This window comes from Brucepastera parasyntrophica (genome assembly GCF_022376835.1).
Classification (GTDB): domain Bacteria; phylum Spirochaetota; class Spirochaetia; order Treponematales; family Treponemataceae; genus Brucepastera; species Brucepastera parasyntrophica.
Genome location: NZ_CP084606.1, coordinates 2,012,125 through 2,030,059, shown reverse-complemented (window position 1 = coordinate 2,030,059; position 17,935 = coordinate 2,012,125). Strand labels below are relative to the sequence as shown.

Genomic DNA, 17,935 nt, shown 5'->3' with positions numbered 1-17,935 from the left:
ATTCTGAATTGTTTCGCAGGTATTCCAGCTCATTGCAGGCGGCAGTTTGATCTCTTACCAGATTCTACGCTTCTTCCGTGGACAGTAACGTAAACCCATTATCTTCCGCGGAAAGTCCACACAGAATACAGATGAATAAAAATATTGTCAGAATTGTTTTTTGTTTCATAGGCCGACTCCCTCGTTATAACCGGTCATGAAAATAGGGCACAGCCCTTCTATTGTACCTGCTTCTGAAACACAATCTTTCTTCTGTTTTTTTAATGCGAAACACCGGAAATAATATACTTTTCAGGAAGCACTGCTTCTGCCTTCTTGAATATAAATTTACCCTCAACAGTTCTTTTCAGTTTATTCGGATATATGATTGTCGTATATCCTGTCACACTTTCCTTATCTTGGGGGATGTCGGTAATATATGTATATGACAGATTAAGATATTGTAGTGAATCCGGCACATTGAGCAAATCGGGATATGTATCAAGCGTCCCGCTGTAAAATTCAAGGTACTCAAGAACAGTATTATACTGCAAATCAAGTATTATTGTTTTTTTAGGGTAGCCTCTTAATGAAAGTATTTCCAGTTTTTTCAAGTCTTTGAGGAAATCCCAGTTTTCCGGAATTATTGAAACTATAACCAATTTTTTTAATCCCGGCACATCAGTTAAAAAAGAAAAATCGTGCAAAAATGCGGTCATATCAAAAACAAGTGTTTCCAGCTTTTTTGACTTCCCCAGACCACGTATCTCAGTTACCTTTGAAGGTTTACGGAATACCAGTTCTTTTGTATTTGAATCCACAGTAAGATATTCTGTTCCGGTAATAGTTATTATGGTCAGTGTCTCCTTTCCGGCATTTGCATATACAAAGTTTCCTACAATTAATAACATGGCCAGAGTGAGTATTCTGCTATATTTCATTCAATCTACTCCATTATTCACTAAAGTAATATACTCCGAAAAGATTACTTCCAGAGCATAAATACATTGATTCAAGGAGAACCTTTCCCAGAAGACCATCAGGCATGCTTATTGTATAATCAGCATATGCTTCGAAAAGTTGAGATATTGATCGCATTCTATGAAGCAGGATTCTGCTCGTAATCTATTGTGACCAGTATCGCGTATTTTCATAATATATTTCAGTTATGATCCTCTCTGCAGTACAGTGTATTTGTAGGTAATAAGGGTCAGAACGAGCATACCGCTCATAATAAAATCCTAGATTATGATCCATGCTCCTCCTATTTTCAGGACCGATTTTTTCCACTGCAGGATCTATCCGTTTACCGACCCCGACAATATCAAGAAAAACAAGCTCAGGATCGTATATGTAGATGCGCGAAAGAAATTCTTCTCCTTTTCCTATTTGAGAAAATTGAATTCTCATTCCTGTATAAAACAGCCAACGGGTGGAAGTAAAATACCCTTCCTTTTCTATATAATGTTCGGTCAACGGTTTCCCATTTTTCTCAATTATTTCCTGATAATTTGAACCTATCCGTTCAAGGATCGCCTCTTTGATTTCCTGAGCGACCGCAGTACTAGCGGTACATAAGCATATTAATAATAACCATATACTCTTTTTCATAAAACCTCCAAATTGTACAAAGGATAGTCAAAAGAACGAAATTGTCAAAGATCCTTTTGTGGAAACATAATGCTTTCAAAAATCTGGGTTAACAACAGTAAGTCCATTACTGAATGTATATCCATCTGCTGTTTCTGGAAGTGTAGTATTATTGCCTGATCTTACATATCCAGTACCATTAAATAAATTTGCTAACTCATTTCCTGTGAGAGCCGTTTCTCCCGAGAATTCAGCGTAATGAAGATGGGCCCCGGACGACTGTCCCATAATACCATTATAATATCTTCCTAAGGAATCCCCGACATTGACTTCCTGACCGACACTAACACTCAAATCATTCGGATCCATATGACCATATAATCCATAATTGCCATCATTATACTGAATGATTACAAGAGTACCAGTAGCGAATTCTGTCCCATAAGGATGCTCTCCTGCATACAAAACAGTACCATCTTTTGCCGCATCGACCTGCCTTGTTTCTGAGGTTATATCAACACCAGCATGTAAATCTCCTATACCATCATTATTGATGTCATATTCTGTAGAATCAAAGGCACCGGTGATATTTGCCTCACCTAGCGGATTTACAGATACCGTAGCCGGCTCTGTACCCTCTGCTCCATTCTCCCCCTCACCCTGCGTCAGACCTCCCGCTGTCTCTTCGTTTGCGCCCTGGTCTATCCAACCGGTCTGTGGATCATAGCCCGCAGGCACGCCATAGCCGCTCTGGTTCCCGGTAGCTCCCGGATATACATAGTTTTCAAGTCCGCTCGTCAACGCGCAGTACGACGGAGATGCCTCACTTGTGGTGACCGTTCCGGTCGTGCCGCTGGTCGTTGAACCTCCGCTTGAACCGCCGTAGTTTGCAGATGATACGGTCACTGAGCCTCCGCCAGTATTCGAGCTTGACGAATATTTCCACCCACCGCCTGAGCCTGACGAGTATCCACCGTTTACCGCAAGCAGATCTTCCAGCTCAAGTTCTCCGTAGTGTTCAATAAATGACTCCATCTCTACGATTTTTTAAGCAACATTTTCATTATTAGTCTTCCTTTTTTGGGTTATCCATACCCCCGAAACATACCTTCACCCTGAAGGCTTTTTCATCATGCATACCTGTTTGTGATACCAGTATATCAATGCGATACATTACGGATGATGTTCAGGGAAGTATGAACGTATAGAACACGGCCTGCGCGATGGCTGCCGGTGTTCCTTTTGATGTAAAACATATATATTTTATTCAGCATTTTTATACTGGAGAAAGTATAAAAACTATCCTCAAAACCTGTCAAGTGCGAAAAGTCAATTTTTTGTGTTTTTAGCGACAGCTCAAGTAAATCCTGCCAATGCAAAAACAGGTCCTCTTTTTATCATACCTTAATCATATAAAAAAATCGCGGCAGGGCGCAGGCTATTAAAACAATCGAAATCAAATCCGGAATTTCATTTTTATAATTCTTATCTGTGTTGATTTTGAATGATACTATTAATCATGGTTTTAAACAGTTTTTTCCTGTCTTCTGTTTTTGCAATGTCAAGACCGGCATATTTCTTAAAGCCATCGGAACGGTAAAAAACAATTTGAGAAAATGTTGTAAGCTGGTAGGCAATTATTCTGCATTCCGTTTCTGTCCGCTTGCCGCCAAAGCATTCTTTTACAATCGGCAGGATATAATACGGTTCCTCAATTTCCTTTTCCAGAAGAACATAAGGCATTGTAGCTTTAGTATACCTGGAATATTCCACAGTGATGTCCGACATTTTCAGCAAAACCTCCAACAGCTTTTGCCTGGCGGGAATATTCCTTTTTTTTATTTCTTCCAGCTCGGCCGCGCGGCCGGCTATCAGTTTATCAACGGCCGCGCTGACAAGCGCGTCTTTCGAAGTAAAATAATAGTTTATCATTGCCTGATTCACGCCGGCTTCAGAGGCTATCCTGCGGGCGGTAATTTTATTCAGATTTCTGTTTTTAGCCAGCAGCTTCACTGTCACGTTCAGAAGCTGCCCTTTCATATTATCTGCTTGCATAAACCCTCTTTATTAAACGCGTTTAATACATGTTTAATGTATGATACGGATATATTATTTGTCAAGAGAATTGATTCGCTTTTGGCGGAGCCCCGGGGACTCCGCCGGGATACCGTTATTCCTGCGTTTCTTTTTTTGTGACCGGGATATACAGATTTATCTTTGCCTTTTTTTCGGGATCGCTGAAAGGATCATTCATTACATATTCAAGGAAATCGCGGTTGTCAAGCTCATACTCACTCTGGGGTAAATATTCGCTTACAATTTCCTTATACACCAGGCCGAGCCTGTCCGCCGTATCATAAAACCTGTACAGAAAATAATCGCCGCCGCGCAGTTTCCTGTATAATACACCGTCACCGGGTTTCCGGAAATCAGGAGGCAGGATCACACAGGCGTCATATGTTTTTTCATCATCCTCTTTTTCCGGCTCATCATAAGAAATCCCCAGGAACTGGCAGGCCGGCGGGAACAGGTTATGGGAAGAAGTCCATTCAGTCAGTTCTTTCCACAACAGGCCGGTTTCCAGATATGATCCTTTCCGGCTCACATAAGCTATTTCCGTATCCGGTAATACGGCTGTTTCAAGATTCATTTCAATAATCCTCCGTATAAAACTTGATATGGGAGAATTATGACTTTCTCTTGCATTATTTTCTTTATCTTTATTGCTCTTTTCTTCCTGTTGTTTGCTCTTTTCCCTTTTCCGGAATTCTTTTGGAGAAATACCTGTCTTTGATTTAAATATCTTGTTGAAATTCGAAATTGTCCGGTATCCGGCAGCTTCCGCTATCCGCGTAATCGTGTCGTTTGTATCCGCAAGCAGGCCCTTCGCGGCCCCGATCCTTTTTTCCTGAATATAGCAGGATATTGATTTACCGGTATTTGCCGAGAATAGTCTTGATAAATGATATCTGGATAAACATCCGATGCCGCTCAGTTCTTCCAGAGAAACCGGTTCGCTATAGGTTGAATCAATATACTGTATTACCCGGCGTATTCTTTCATCAGGAATCATCTGGAAGCGCCGGTCGGATAAAGTAAATATGTGTTCATTATTGTTCGGATTCTGCCTAACGGTGTTTTGGCTTCGGTTTTTTCATTTTCCGTATCCGGGGAATTTTTTCAATATGATCATTTATAATAAGGTTTTTCACATCAGTGTGCGCGGTTATATCAGGAGTTTCTATGGGAGTTTCCCCGTCCGGCTGGGACGCTTTTTTTGTTTCCGGCCCGACAGGAGGATCATGAATGGGCAGTTTATCAAGATATCTGCAGAGGGCTTCATAATACGGCCTCTCGAAATGGATATCTATCATTTTTTCCAGAATGGCAAGCGCGACGGAACGCGTTAACGCGGCCCGGTAGGGCCTGTCGGAAGTAAGCGCGTCATATATATCCGCGATGCTTATGATCATGGTTTCACGGGGATACTCGCCGGCTTTTTTTCCGTAATATCCCTTTCCGTCCAGACGTTCATGGTGATATTTTATAAGGTCGCGGATTTCCCCGAAAAAATTGATATTGCTGACAATTTCATATCCGATTTCAGTATGCCGCTGGATTTCCGCGTACTCTTCTTCCGTCAGCTTCATGGCCTTGTTGATAATGGCGTCGCTTATTCCTATCTTTCCTATATCATGGAGCAGCGCGGCATACTGGATCTGCCGGAGCGTTTTTGCCGGCATTTTCAGTTCTTCCGCGACTCCGAGAGCAAACTTCATTACGCGTTCCGAATGACCGCGGGTATACCTGTCCTTTGCCTCCAGAGTCCGGGTCAGTGAAGTAACCGTGGAAAAATAACTCTGTTCAAGTTCATCAAACAGATGCCTGTTGTTAATTTCGCTGGCAATAAAGGCCGTGGCTATTTCCAGGGTATAGCGGTGTTCAGCGCCGAACCCGTCCGGATTATGAGGAGTGCGGGACAGGGTAATGACCCCGAGGACCTGATTATCCGTAAAAATGGGGGCTGAAACAAAGGACCCGTTAATAAAAGGTTCTTCATCCATCAGGGCAAAAGACGCGTGTTTGCTGCGGTCCGATACATAAATAGCGCGTTTCCGTTCAAGCGTGAGTCCTGAAATTCCCTGGCCGGCCTGCAGGGCGTCAGGAATTGAGCCCGTGCCGTCCCACGCGACCGGAAGCAGGGTCCGGTCCGTTTCATCGTATTCATAATATACGCCGCAGTCAAACGAAATTTCCGTCCGGCAGTCTTCAAGAATATGCTTGGTTAAATCGGCCACGCTGGTACGCTTGTGGAGAATCGCCGGATATTCCGCAAGGCGGAGAAGTTCACGCTGTCTGCGGTCCGAAATAAGGGCCGCATACAGATTGATGCGGAGTCTGGTGGTCAGTTCACCTATAAAACGGATTTCATTTGCGTCAAGAAAGGGCGGCGACATGGAGTTGTCCGGGGTCTGGTCGCACAGCAGAATAAAGGCCAGCAGCCTGAAGCGGTGGACCACCGGGACAATGTACCGGCCGCGGTATACCCCGCTCAGCAGTTCCTGGAGCAGGGGATCGTCAATCTGATAATCGGTAAAAAGGTTTGAAAGCTCCAATCCCTCGGTAAGCATGGAAAGACAGGCTATAAACAGGGACTCTTCCGGTATTGTCGCGATTCCTTCATTATTCGGCTCGCGGTATTCGTGGGATTCCGAAATATGGATAAATATATGTGAATTGGTCCCGGGAATACGGGCGTTCATTACAGAAATGGTTGACTCAATCAGCGCGGCCGTAGTATGCCAGTCATCTATCTCATCAAGGGAAAACTGGTGTGTAAGTTCGAGAAAATCATCATTTGCCGTTGTAAGAGAAAAATCATTCTTCATTGAATTTAAATTGTAAATCAGATTGCCCAGAAGTCAACAGTCATACGCAAGATTTTACAATATTTATGTAAATTCAATCATTTTTCCTTGCTTTTCAGCTGTGAGTTCCGTATTTTCTTTTACACATTTTTTTATCCGGTCATTATAACAGAATCTGAAAAACTGTCAGTCCGGAAGCCCTTTTCAGCGCTTTCCATAACTATGAAAAAACACAAGCCTACTATAATTATAGCACAGGAGAATACAATTGACAGGGTTTTCAGATAAAAAACAAAGCTTTATCATATTGTATTTGTCGGTTACAATATATTGATTTGTGAATGTTGTTTCGGGGGTAAAAAAACATGAAAATCAGGTCAAAACTTATTGCCATTATTCTGTCCATTAATGTCGCGGTCATTGTATTGCTGGTACTCTTCCTTATGGGCACATCTAGTACGCTCCAGATAAAAGCGGCGGAGGAAAACGCGACAAACATTGCAGGCAGATATGCCAAAGATATACAGGTCCAGCTGGATGTCCTGATGGATACCGTCAGGACACTTGCCCAGATAATGGAAAATTACGAAGTTCTGGAACCGTCCGAACGGAGGGATTTCTTTAATGTGATCCTAAAGGGGATTCTGGAGGCAAACCCTTCGTTTCTCAATGTCTGGTCGGGATGGGAACCAAACGCGCTTGACGGGCTTGACTCCCGGAATATCAATACTCCCGGATCAAATAAAAACGGACGATTCGGGCCGCTCTGGAGCCGGTCCGGAAACGAAATATATCTCACAGCTCTTGACGATTATGATGATGAAGAAGAGGGCGCGTATTATTATCTCCCGCTCAGGTCAGGAGAAGAAACCCTGATGGATCCCTATTTTGAGGAAATTGATGTAATTAATAAAAGTCTTGGCACAAAAGAATATGTGCTTGTTACAAGCGCAATAGTCCCTATAAAAAAAGACGGCAGGGCCATAGGGGTTGTCGGTATCGATTTCAATATATCCATACTTCAGGAACTGGTTGAAAGTATCACACCCTATGATGACGGCGTCGCGGCCCTGTTCAGCAACAACGGGACCGTAGTGGCCCATTTTGATTCTTCACGTGTCGGTAAACAGATGCGCGACACGGAAAGAGATATGAATGGAGAATGGACGGACATTGTCGCGGAGGCGATAAGAAACGGGGAGAATATAGAATACACAGTCCATTCAAAAACCATGGAGACCGATGTTTCCATTATTGCGGTGCCGGTGACAGTCGGGAAGATCAAGGCTCCGTGGGGATTCATGATAAGCATTCCAATGAGAAAGGTCCTGGACCCTGTATATACAATGTTTTATACCGCAATTTTTCTCGAGGTAGTGGCAATTATATTGATTGCACTTGCCATAATACTGGTAGCGACAAATATCGTAAAACCCATAACCCGCACAGTGGAAATGCTCAGGGATATATCCGAAGGCGACGGCGACCTGACCAGACAGCTGGAAGTAAAAACAAAGGATGAAATCAGTGAACTCGCCCATTACTTTAATCTCACTATTGATAAGGTCAAAAAGCTGATAATTTCCATAAGAGATAAGGCTGAAACACTATCGGATATCGGGACCGAGCTTTCGGCAAACATGAATGAAACAGCCGCCGCGACCCGCCAGATTACAGCCAACATACAGAGTATTAAGGGTCAGACAATAAACCAGTCTGCAAGCGTGACTGAAACATCCGCCACAATGGACCAGATTTCCGGAAATATTGAGAAGCTTAATAAGCATATTGAAAAACAGTCATCGAGTGTTTCAGAGTCATCATCCGCCATAGAAGAAATGATCGCGAGCATACGGTCCGTTACCCAGACGCTGGTAAGGAATACGGAAAATGTCGAAGAACTTGCCGACGCTTCCGAAAACGGCCGCAGCAGTCTGCATGAAGTTTCGGGCGATATACAGGAGATCGCGAGGGAGTCGGAAGGGCTTCTCGAAATTAATGAAGTTATGCAGAGTATTGCAAGCCAGACAAATCTGCTGTCCATGAATGCGGCTATTGAGGCTGCCCACGCGGGCGACGCGGGAAAAGGTTTTGCCGTTGTCGCTGATGAAATCAGAAAACTCGCGGAGTCTTCCGCGGAACAGGCAAAGACAGTTTCAGATGTTCTGAAAAAATAAAGGAATCGGTTGATAAAATAAATGATTCAACAAATGCGGTCATTAAAAAATTTGAAGCTATAGACAGCAGAATTAAAACTGTCTCCGAGCAGGAAGAAAATATCAGGAATGCGATGGAAGAACAGAATACGGGCAGCCAGCAGATTCTTGAAGCTCTCAGCGATTTAAGTGAAATAACCCATATGGTAAAGAGAGGCTCGGAGGAAATGCTTAACGGAAGCCGGGAAGTTATCCAGGAAAGCCAGAACCTTGGACGGATAACACATGAAATAACAAACGGCATGAATGAAATGGCGGCCGGAGCCGAACAGATCGATATAGCGGTAAACCGGGTTAATGAAATCAGCGGAGATAATAAAGAAAATATCGATACCCTGGTTATGGAAATTACCCGGTTCAAGGTTGACTGACGCGGACGGATGCCTGATTCATACGGATTACTCCACGGGAAAGATTTGTATGAATCAGAAAATCCGGAGGCTGGCAGATATGATAAAACAGGGAGCAGACTAGGCCAGGCTGTATTTTTTTATCAGGACCCTGACAAGCTTTCGTGTTTTGGGACTTACGGAATCTTTTTTAGACAGAATATACGCGTCCGCTTTTTTCCGGTCGGCTAACGCCGCGTAATTATCATCAATAATATCAAGAATATCGAACTGCAGGAGGGCCTCCTGTTTCGGGGTATAGCCGGATTTGAATTCATGCTCATAGAGGCGCGCCAGTATCCGCTCCCGGAAGACAGGACTTTTCCTGATTATTTTTTTGCAGTTCCGGATACAGAAAATTGCTGTCAGAAATTTTACATCATAGAGACACGCCATGAACCCATCAAAACTTTTCTCAAAAGTTTTTCTGTTTTCTCCCCTGCGATATTTCCGATCAGTTCCATGCCGATGTCCCGGTGATAGGAATTCCTGTGGTTCAGCAAATCCGCAAACAGGTCCCAATATCCGTAAAACAGTTCCGGTTTTTGCGCTATTGCCTTATCGAGAATATAATATCCATGGTAATACACATTAATATGAGGATGGGTGACAGTAAGATGAACTATTGCATCGCGGATGCCGGCGTTCTGTAAAACCAGATCAGCAAAATATGCGATATCGGCGTCGGTCCCGGATATCTGTTCCGCCAAAAGCGCCGGCCGGCTGCTGTCATAACTGCTTTCCATAACAACCTCCTGCAAAGCGTCGGAACTATAAGATTGTTTTTATTTCGGCAAGACTGTGGATTTCATATGCGGGAACAAGTCCGGTAGTATTTTGCGTTCTTTTGGCATTAAACCAGCAGGTATCTATTCCATAATTAAATCCGCCCTGTATATCAGAAGAAAGGGAATCGCCGATAATAATCATTTCGTTTCTGTTTTTTATGCCTGTCTGTTTTTCAGCGTATAAAAAAATATCCGGGTCCGGTTTATTGGTTCCCGCTTCCTCAGAAACAATAACATGCCTGATATGGGGCATAAGACCGGACCGCTCAAGCCGGTTAAACTGTACATGCCGGATGCCATTGGTAATTATTGCCGTGATATATTTTTCATTTAAATATGCGCAGATGGAAATGGCATCCTCAAGGAGAAAAGACGCTTCGGAAAGGGAGCGCAAATAGTCCTCGCTGAACTGCTGCCCGGCACAATTAATTCCGGCTTCGGTAAAAAGAAGGCTGAACCGTTCGGAGCGGAGTTTTGTCTGGGATATTTCTCCGCGCTCAAACATGCGCCAGTACTGGTTATTAATTTCCGAATAACGCTCAAATAATTTCTGTTCGGCGGGAATTCCGTATTGCGCAAGCGTTTCAACCAGCGCGTATTTTTCCGCGCGGGTATAATCAAAAAGAGTGTCATCAGCATCGAGAAATACAAGAGAATATTTTTTCATAATACTTATACTCCATAGATTTGGGTTTGTCAGGCAAGTTTTTTATACTGCCTTGCCTGACAAACACTTACAATCGGAATTCCCGTCAGCCCTAATAAAGACGGGATTACAGCTGTAATCCGCCTATAACAGTTATTCTTCCGTCCGTTTCGGGAGAAAGAATTTTCATGTGCTTTACATATTCCGTAACGGCGTCCCTGAGCGTAGTGGACGTATTATAGGAACTTATATTATTTGCCAGAATTGTATATCCGTCTCCGCCGGACATCAGATAGTCATTGGTTATAAAAGTATATTCGGCATCGGGATCAACCGGGGCTCCGTGAATGGACAGGTCCTTCAAAACGCCCTTTTCAAACCCGGCGGAATAATCAATTGTATAACGCACTTCCTCAGAAACCTGGGCCCAGCCGCCGGCGCCCTGGGGAATGGAAGCGATAAATTCAAAAAGGGCTGTAATTTCCGATCCCTTCATTTTTGTAATATACATCCAGTTATCAAAAGGCAATACGGTCGCTATATCTTCCCTTGTAACATCGCCCTCAGGAAGAGCAGCGCGGATATTGCCGCCATTGGTAAAAGCAAAATCGGGATTCTGCCTGAGAATTTCCCTGGCATACCACATAACTCCGTCATTAACCATATCCCCAGCGCCGTTTCTTTTTTCCGGGAAAGTTTGTCTCCTGCTTCAAATTCACCGGCTGCCTGTGCAACGACCTCCTTGAGAAGCAGGTCGGCCATTATCCTGTAGGGTTCAATCATTGCGGTTACATCTGGGTCCGGCGGATATGTTAAAACATCTTTTTCATTTATTGGTTCTGCTTTCCAGGTAAAAGAGGTTATACTGCCGTCAGTAATTTCATAGGCAGCCGTACCCACATATTTTCCCCATTCATTGGCAGATACAATAGGGACTGTCCCTACAAAAACAGGTTCATACATTAAAGTATGCGAATGTCCGTCAATAATCAGATCAATATCGGGAACCCATTGCGCAAGATCAACGGACGTTATATGTCCTTTCTCTTCTCCGGTGAGGCCCATATGAGTCAGTGCAATAACTATATCGCATTTTTCTTTTTCCCTTAAATAACGGAGAGCCTCCTCCGCGGCGGTGAGTTCATTAATGAAATTGAGGCTTTTATCGGGAGAGGCTATTGTGAGGGTCCTGAGAGTAGTCAGCCCGAATATTCCTATTCGGAAACCGTCATAGTTTTTGACAATCCAGGGGCGGCCGAGATATTTTCCATCAGCGCGTTTTATATTCGCGGAAAGAAACGGAAAATCAGCAAGCTTCATCTGGTCTTCGATTTTTTTGAGCGTATAATCAAATTCGTGATTACCGAAAGTAGCGGCGTCATATTTCATCATATTGTACGCCGTAATATCTATGTCGCCGTTAAAAAAATTGGAAAACGCGGTACCCACATTAATGTCGCCGGCATCAAGAAGAAGGACATTTTCATTTTCTGCCCGTACTGTATTGATATATGTGGCCCGTTCGGCAAGCCCGCCCTGACCGTCAGCGGGAAGAATCGTTCCGTGACTGTCATTTGTATGCAAAACTACCAGCGGATATGTTTTTCCAGGCACCCGGTCAACGTCATTCGCGCTGGAACATCCGCCTGAAAAAAGCACAACGGCAAACAGAAGTGAAATCAAAACTGAAAATCGGCGTTTCATAAAAAGCTCCCCTGCCGGAAATTACGGAACGGAAAAAGACCTTGTCCGTTTTACTGCAATAGCTATTATATTCTGAAAAAACAATAAATGAAATCTGTAAACGTACTTTTTAAAAATAATCGCAATAAACAGAAGATTTGTTTTTACTGTTAGTTATTAATATATTGTAATATAGGGAATTATTTAAAAAAAATAACTGACGCCATATTTAAAAAACCAAAAATAACAGAAGAGAGGTATTTTAATATGATGGAAGTTCGGAAGGCTTCGGAAAGGGGGATCGGAAGAAGTTCGTGGCTTGATTCCAGGCACACTTTTTCTTTCTCCAATTATTATGACCCAAAACAGGTTGGATTTTCCGACCTGCTTGTCATTAATGATGACCGGGTACAGCCGGGGACGGGATTTTCCACCCATCCCCATCAAAATATGGAAATCTTTTCCTATGTACTCGAAGGAGCCCTGGCCCATAAGGATTCAATGGGAACGGGTTCTGTTATTTATGCCGGGGACATACAAATGATGAGTGCGGGAACAGGTATCCTTCACAGTGAATTCAATGATTCCGATAAGGCTATGGTCCATTTTCTCCAGATTTGGATAATTCCCGACCGTGAAAATGTTAAACCCCGCTATATCCAAAAACACTTTTCTCCTGCAGAAAAGAGGGGGAAACTCAAGCTGGTTATTTCCCCTGATGAATCGGATGGATCTCTGCCTGTATATCAGGATATACGGATATATGCCGGGTTATTTGACGGGATAGAAGCGGAAGAACTGATTCTGGATGAAAACAGATACGCCTTTGTTCACGTCGCACAGGGGACACTGACAGTAAACGACCAAACGCTTGAAGAAGGCGACGGCGTACGTATCAGGAGAGAAACCAGTCTGCGTTTCAAAAGAGGAGAAAACGCGGAAATACTGGTTTTTGATATGCGTCCGATAGAAGTACCCGACATAGAATGGTAAAGAATATTGCCCGGGTATCGCATAATAGCATCAGTCAGACTTATCGGAGATAATAATGAAGGAATTTGCAGATATAATTTTTTTGAATGGAAATTTTACCACGCTTGATCCGGCCAATCCTTCCGCAGAAGCGGTCGCGATTCATGATGGGATTTTTCTATGTGTTGGAACAGAACCGGAAGTAATGAAATACGCGGGGGAAAATACGGTAACTGTCGACCTGAATGGAGAACAGGTTCTTCCGGGTTTACATGACAGTCACACTCATTTTGTTCGCGGCGGCTTAAATTACAACCTGGAACTTCGCTGGGATGGAGTGTATTCCTTTGCCGAAGCAATGCGGATGCTGAAGGAACAGGCGGAGCGGACCCCTCAGCCACAGTGGGTCCGGGTAGTCGGAGGATTTTCCGCGCAGCAGTTCGACGAAAAACGCCTGCCGACTCTTGAAGAAATAAACAGCCTTGTGCCGGATACTCCGGTTTTTATTCTTCACCTTTACGACAGGGCCCTGTTGAATAAGGCGGCGATAGCAGCAATAGGAATCACAAAAGATACTCCAAATCCCGCAGGCGGAGAAATACTGCATGATTATTACGGAAACCCAACGGGACTGTTTTTGGCAAAGCCGAATGCGCGTATTCTGTATGAAACGCTTTCAAAGGCGCCCAGGCTTTCCCATGCGGACCAGCTTAACTCAACCCGGGTCTTCATGCAGGAATTAAACAGGCTTGGCATTACTTCCGTAATTGATGCCGGCGGGGGATTTCAAAGATATCCCGAAGATTACGCCGTTATCAGGGAGCTATGGGAAAAAGGAGAATTGACTGTTCGGACAGCCTATAACATTTTTCCGCAGCAGCCAAACAGGGAGCTTTCCGATTTCAACCGGTGGACACAGGTTATTCCGCCGCTCGAAGGGGATTCAATGCTGCGGCATAACGGGGCAGGAGAAATGCTTGTTTTTTCGGCCACTGATTTTGAAGATTTCAGGGAACCGCGGCCGGAACCCAATGAAATGATGGAAAAGGAACTGGAACAGATCGTCCGCCTGCTTGTCGAAAAGCGCTGGCCATTCAGACTGCACGCCACCTATAACGAAACCATCGAGCGCGCCCTCAATGTCTTTGAGCGGATCAATGAGGAAATTCCCTTTAACGGCCTTCACTGGTTTTTTGACCATGCGGAAACCATAACAGTAAAAAATATTAACCGCGTTAAGGCCCTCGGCGGCGGCATAGCGATCCAGCACCGCATGGCCTATCAGGGTGAATACTTCGCATCCAGATACGGCAGCGAGGCGGCGTCCCTCGCTCCGCCGGTCAGAAGTATGCTTGAGGCGGGCCTTCCTGTCGGCGCGGGAACCGACGCCACGCGTGTCGCCGGATATAATCCCTGGATATGTCTGTATTGGCTGGTTTCAGGAAAAACCCTGGCGGATACAGGCTATACCATGAGGACAATCTCCTCTCCCGAATGGAAGCCCTTCGTCTCTGGACAGAAGGAAGCGCGTGGTTTTCAAATGAATCGGGGAAAAAAGGTTTGATAAAAGAAGGCTGCTACGCCGACTTTATTGTTCCGAGCGCCGACTATTTTTCTGTTGAAGAGGAAGAAATCAAGGACATTGTATCTCTGCTTACCGTAGTCGGAGGAAAGATTGTATACGGAGACAGAATATTCAAATCACTTGCTCCGCAGGAACTGCAGGCGTCTCCGGAATGGTCACCGGTGAATTTTTTCGGCGGGTATCAGGCGGTCCATCCCGTAAAGGAACCGCTTCCGTGGGAAACAAGTGTAACATCATAGTAAAATAATTTAAATTATTTTACTATTTCCGGTTGTAAATGTTTCTAATGAAAAAAATCACCTAATCTTTACATTAGAAACTTACATTATAAGGAGTATAAATGATTCCGGAACCGCCTGGAACAAAATCAGGCGGTTTCGCGGATCACCAGCTCGGGCATAATAAAGAAATCGCTGCCGGGGCCATTCACAACGGCTTCAAGCGCGGTAACAAGGGCCGCGGCTCCCGCTATCATCAAACGCTGGCGTATTGTAGTAAGCGGAGGATCAACAAGTCCTGCAACCGTTATATCATCATATCCCATGATTGCTATATCCTCAGGAACCCTGATGCCGCTTGCCTTGGCCGCGCGCATAAAACCGATGGCGGTCATATCGCCTGACGCGCAGAAAACCGCGTCGGGGAGGTCCGGCTGCGAGGCGAAATATTCAAAACCCTTCATCCCGCCGTCCATATCAAAACTGGCGGTTTCAAAGATGAGAGATTCATCAAAAGGAATTCCCAGACGGTCCAGAGACTGGACATAGCCCATCAGTCGCTCGGCTGCAATAAAACTGATATTTTTTCCGGAACTTATGCCGTTCAGCAGCCCGATTCTTTTATATCCTTTGTTATACAGATAATTCATTCCTATTGATACTCCTTTCGGATTATCAAGGAAAATAGACTGGGCGCCTTCCGAGGCGGCCTCCATGAGCACCAGCGGCTTTCCGCCGTTCCGGTAACGTTTGACTGTTTCCGGCTTCGGTATAAAATGCATGGTTATAACAGCATGAATTAAATTGAAATAGAGCAGATTATCCAGAAGATCATTCCGGTACTGGGGCGAAGACCGGGTCGGGAATGAAAGCATGGCCGTATTCAGTCCAAGGGCCGACATGGCGCGGTCAATTCCTTTAAAAACCTCATGCCCGGACGGCGAGTCAACAAAAGAAGTTATTACACCAACCGAAGGGGTATACCGCCCGGTTTTCCAGCGCATAAAGGTTTCAAGATAGCCTGTTTCCCGGATAGTCTTCATTATAAAACGGACAACCTCGGGATCAAGGGTTGAAGGACTTATGAGTCCTTCAAGAATTGTTTCACAGGAAAGAGAAGCCTTTTCCGCAACATCCCTGATTGATACAGCCATTTTTTCTCCAGACAAAATTAAATTTGCAATGGTGATGAAAGCCCGTTAGCTTCGACCACTTTCAATCCTTTTTCCACATCTTCCACTTTAAAAATAATAACGGCAGTCTCACCGACCTTGTCAAGGGCGGTATAGAGATATTCAATATTTATGGATTCTTTTTCAAATAAGGCAAGAACATCCGCCAGGCTCCCTACCCGGTCCGGCACCGTAATCGCAAGCACATCAGTGGATTTTATTGTAAATTTGGCATCTTCCAGGATCTGAAAAGCCCGGACCGGATCATTAACAATAACCCTGAGAATTCCGAAATCGGCGGTATCGGCAATCATTATTGCCCGGAGATTTATATTTCCGTCGCTGAGAACCCGGGTTACTTCGGCCAGACGGCCGGCTTCATTTTCCAGAAAAATTGAAATTTGCTGAATTTTCATATATCCTCCCTAGATCTGCCGTTTGTCAATAACACGCTTTGCCTTGCCGATTGAACGCTCTATGCTCTTCGGTTCCACCAGTTTAACCTTAATATTAATCCCAAGTTTGCTCTTCATGACAGATTCGATACGGCTCCGCAGGGACTCCATATCCTTTGTTTCATCGGAAAAGGCCGCTATATTGACTTCAACATGAAGCTCGGCTTCATCAAGATGGGTCTGGGGGTTGCGGCTTACGATAATAAGATAGTTCGGATCAACGCCCTGAATTTCAATAAGCGCATGCTCTATCTGGCTGGGGAAGACATTGACGCCCCGGATAATGAGCAGATCGTCTGTTCTGCCGAACAGCCGGTGTATCCGCCGGGTAGTGCGCCCGCAGCCGCAGGTTTCTTTTATAATATAGGTGATATCCCTTGTCCGGTAGCGCAGCAGAGGCGTCCCTTCCTTGGTGATGGTAGTAATAACAAGTTCACCCTTTTCCCCGTCGGGCAGAACCTGTCCTGTAGACGGGTCGATTATTTCCGGATACCACAGATCTTCATTTATATGAAGGCCGTACTGCATTTCACATTCAAAAGCAACCCCCGGGCCGGTTATCTCGGTTAACCCGTAAATATCAAAAGCCTTTATATTCCAGGCCTTTTCAATTTCTTTCCGCATATTTTCCGACCAGGGTTCCGCGCCGAAACAGCCGGCCCGGATGCCCAGTTTTGTGGGATCAATGCCCATTTCCCTTGCCTGTTCCGACATATACAGGGCATAGGATGGCGTACAGGTAAATACGGTGGTTTTAAAATCACGCATCAGCATGAGCTGTTTTTCAGTGTTCCCGGAGGAAATGGGTATAATGGTCGCGCCTATTTTCTGGGCGCCGTAATGGGCGCCAAGACCGCCGGTAAAAAGACCGTATCCGTATGCGTTCTGGACAATATCATTGCGGGTCGCGCCCGAAGCGGCAAGCGTACGCGCCATTCCTTCCGACCAGTCTTCTATATCCTGTTTTGTATAGGCGCAGACTACCGGAATCCCGGTAGTTCCGCTGGACATATGAATTTCCACTATTTCGGCAGACGGAACCGCAAGCAAGCCATACGGATAGGTAGTTCTCAGGTCATCCTTGGTTGTAAAAGGAAGCTTCGCTATATCGGCGAGAGATTTTAAATCATTCGGAACAACTCCCTTTCCGGCAAGCCGTTCACGGTAAAACGGAACATTTGTATACACATGTTCCACAAGGTTTTTTAAACGTGCAAACTGAAGCGCAGACCGCGACTCAGTATTCATACATTCATGCTCAGGATTCCATATCATAACTAGGGGAAGTATACACTAAAATAGCGGATACTGCTATAGATATTGAAGGCAAATTTTCAAACATAATACCGGAATAAAATAACCGGAAAATCCATT

At 44.6% G+C, this 17,935-nt stretch carries 17 protein-coding genes and 1 pseudogene; 4 read left to right on the top strand and 14 right to left on the bottom strand.

From position 1 onward, the window contains the following. Positions 1 to 260: 260 nt before the first annotated feature. The 6 genes from K7I13_RS09640 to K7I13_RS09615 all read right to left on the bottom strand — a co-directional run bounded on the left by K7I13_RS09640 (position 261) and on the right by K7I13_RS09615 (position 6,458). Positions 261 to 920: a leucine-rich repeat domain-containing protein gene (locus tag K7I13_RS09640; protein WP_255945080.1), complete on the bottom strand. Its 660-nt coding sequence runs from the start codon at positions 918 to 920 to the stop codon at positions 261 to 263. Between the two features lie 184 nt (positions 921 to 1,104). Then, on the bottom strand, positions 1,105 to 1,590 hold the full coding sequence (locus tag K7I13_RS09635) for a hypothetical protein (RefSeq protein WP_255945078.1): 486 nt from the start codon (positions 1,588 to 1,590) through the stop codon (positions 1,105 to 1,107). 75 nt (positions 1,591 to 1,665) lie between these two features. Continuing rightward, a complete protein-coding gene (locus tag K7I13_RS09630; RefSeq protein ID WP_255945076.1) occupies positions 1,666 to 2,604 on the bottom strand; it encodes a M23 family metallopeptidase in 939 nt (312 codons plus the stop codon). A 450-nt stretch (positions 2,605 to 3,054) separates the two neighbouring features. Continuing rightward, entirely contained in the window at positions 3,055 to 3,609 is a 555-nt protein-coding gene (locus K7I13_RS09625; RefSeq protein WP_255945074.1) for a TetR family transcriptional regulator, read from the bottom strand. Between the two features lie 130 nt (positions 3,610 to 3,739). Next, positions 3,740 to 4,642 carry an AraC family transcriptional regulator gene (locus K7I13_RS09620; protein ID WP_255945072.1) on the bottom strand — a complete coding sequence of 301 codons (903 nt, stop codon included), beginning with the start codon at positions 4,640 to 4,642 and terminating at the stop codon, positions 3,740 to 3,742. Between the two features lie 55 nt (positions 4,643 to 4,697). After that, on the bottom strand, positions 4,698 to 6,458 hold the full coding sequence (locus K7I13_RS09615) for an HD-GYP domain-containing protein (RefSeq protein ID WP_255945070.1): 1,761 nt from the start codon (positions 6,456 to 6,458) through the stop codon (positions 4,698 to 4,700). 344 nt (positions 6,459 to 6,802) lie between these two features. On the opposite strand from K7I13_RS09615, the pseudogene K7I13_RS09610 reads away from it, so the two are divergent. Next, positions 6,803 to 9,024, top strand: a pseudogene (locus tag K7I13_RS09610) (methyl-accepting chemotaxis protein). Between the two features lie 99 nt (positions 9,025 to 9,123). Here the strand turns inward: K7I13_RS09610 and K7I13_RS09600 are convergent. The 5 genes from K7I13_RS09600 to K7I13_RS09580 form a co-directional block, all read right to left on the bottom strand. Next, positions 9,124 to 9,438: a hypothetical protein gene (locus K7I13_RS09600; protein ID WP_255945064.1), complete on the bottom strand. Its 315-nt coding sequence runs from the start codon at positions 9,436 to 9,438 to the stop codon at positions 9,124 to 9,126. Then, positions 9,417 to 9,788 carry a hypothetical protein gene (locus K7I13_RS09595; RefSeq protein WP_255945062.1) on the bottom strand — a complete coding sequence of 124 codons (372 nt, stop codon included), beginning with the start codon at positions 9,786 to 9,788 and terminating at the stop codon, positions 9,417 to 9,419. The genes K7I13_RS09600 and K7I13_RS09595 overlap by 22 nt, the downstream gene beginning before the upstream one ends. Before the next feature lie 25 nt (positions 9,789 to 9,813). Then, the gene (locus K7I13_RS09590) at positions 9,814 to 10,497 is read right to left on the bottom strand and encodes a YjjG family noncanonical pyrimidine nucleotidase (protein ID WP_255945060.1); all 684 of its coding nucleotides are present in this window, start codon (positions 10,495 to 10,497) and stop codon (positions 9,814 to 9,816) included. 106 nt (positions 10,498 to 10,603) lie between these two features. After that, the gene (locus K7I13_RS09585) at positions 10,604 to 11,122 is read right to left on the bottom strand and encodes a 5'-nucleotidase C-terminal domain-containing protein (RefSeq protein WP_255949288.1); all 519 of its coding nucleotides are present in this window, start codon (positions 11,120 to 11,122) and stop codon (positions 10,604 to 10,606) included. After that, complete coding sequence (locus tag K7I13_RS09580; RefSeq protein WP_255945058.1) at positions 11,014 to 12,180, bottom strand: bifunctional metallophosphatase/5'-nucleotidase; 1,167 nt, start codon at positions 12,178 to 12,180, stop codon at positions 11,014 to 11,016. Before K7I13_RS09580 ends, K7I13_RS09585 begins: the two co-directional genes overlap by 109 nt. Positions 12,181 to 12,426: 246 nt before the next feature. On the opposite strand from K7I13_RS09580, the gene K7I13_RS09575 reads away from it, so the two are divergent. The 3 genes from K7I13_RS09575 to K7I13_RS09565 are packed head-to-tail and all read left to right on the top strand — an operon-like array spanning position 12,427 to position 14,955. After that, positions 12,427 to 13,152: a pirin family protein gene (locus K7I13_RS09575; RefSeq protein WP_255945056.1), complete on the top strand. Its 726-nt coding sequence runs from the start codon at positions 12,427 to 12,429 to the stop codon at positions 13,150 to 13,152. 55 nt (positions 13,153 to 13,207) lie between these two features. Beyond that, positions 13,208 to 14,695 carry an amidohydrolase gene (locus K7I13_RS09570; protein WP_255945054.1) on the top strand — a complete coding sequence of 496 codons (1,488 nt, stop codon included), beginning with the start codon at positions 13,208 to 13,210 and terminating at the stop codon, positions 14,693 to 14,695. Beyond that, a complete protein-coding gene (locus K7I13_RS09565) occupies positions 14,626 to 14,955 on the top strand; it encodes an amidohydrolase family protein (protein WP_255945052.1) in 330 nt (109 codons plus the stop codon). The genes K7I13_RS09570 and K7I13_RS09565 overlap by 70 nt, the downstream gene beginning before the upstream one ends. Before the next feature lie 128 nt (positions 14,956 to 15,083). On the opposite strand, the gene K7I13_RS09560 is transcribed toward K7I13_RS09565, so the two are convergent. The 3 genes from K7I13_RS09560 to K7I13_RS09550 are packed head-to-tail and all read right to left on the bottom strand — an operon-like array spanning position 15,084 to position 17,809. After that, complete coding sequence (locus K7I13_RS09560) at positions 15,084 to 16,088, bottom strand: LacI family DNA-binding transcriptional regulator (protein WP_255945050.1); 1,005 nt, start codon at positions 16,086 to 16,088, stop codon at positions 15,084 to 15,086. A 17-nt stretch (positions 16,089 to 16,105) separates the two neighbouring features. Then, on the bottom strand, positions 16,106 to 16,522 hold the full coding sequence (locus tag K7I13_RS09555; protein ID WP_255945048.1) for an ACT domain-containing protein: 417 nt from the start codon (positions 16,520 to 16,522) through the stop codon (positions 16,106 to 16,108). Between the two features lie 9 nt (positions 16,523 to 16,531). Then, a complete protein-coding gene (locus K7I13_RS09550) occupies positions 16,532 to 17,809 on the bottom strand; it encodes a phenylacetate--CoA ligase family protein (protein WP_255945046.1) in 1,278 nt (425 codons plus the stop codon). Between the last annotated feature and the right edge of the window lie 126 nt (positions 17,810 to 17,935).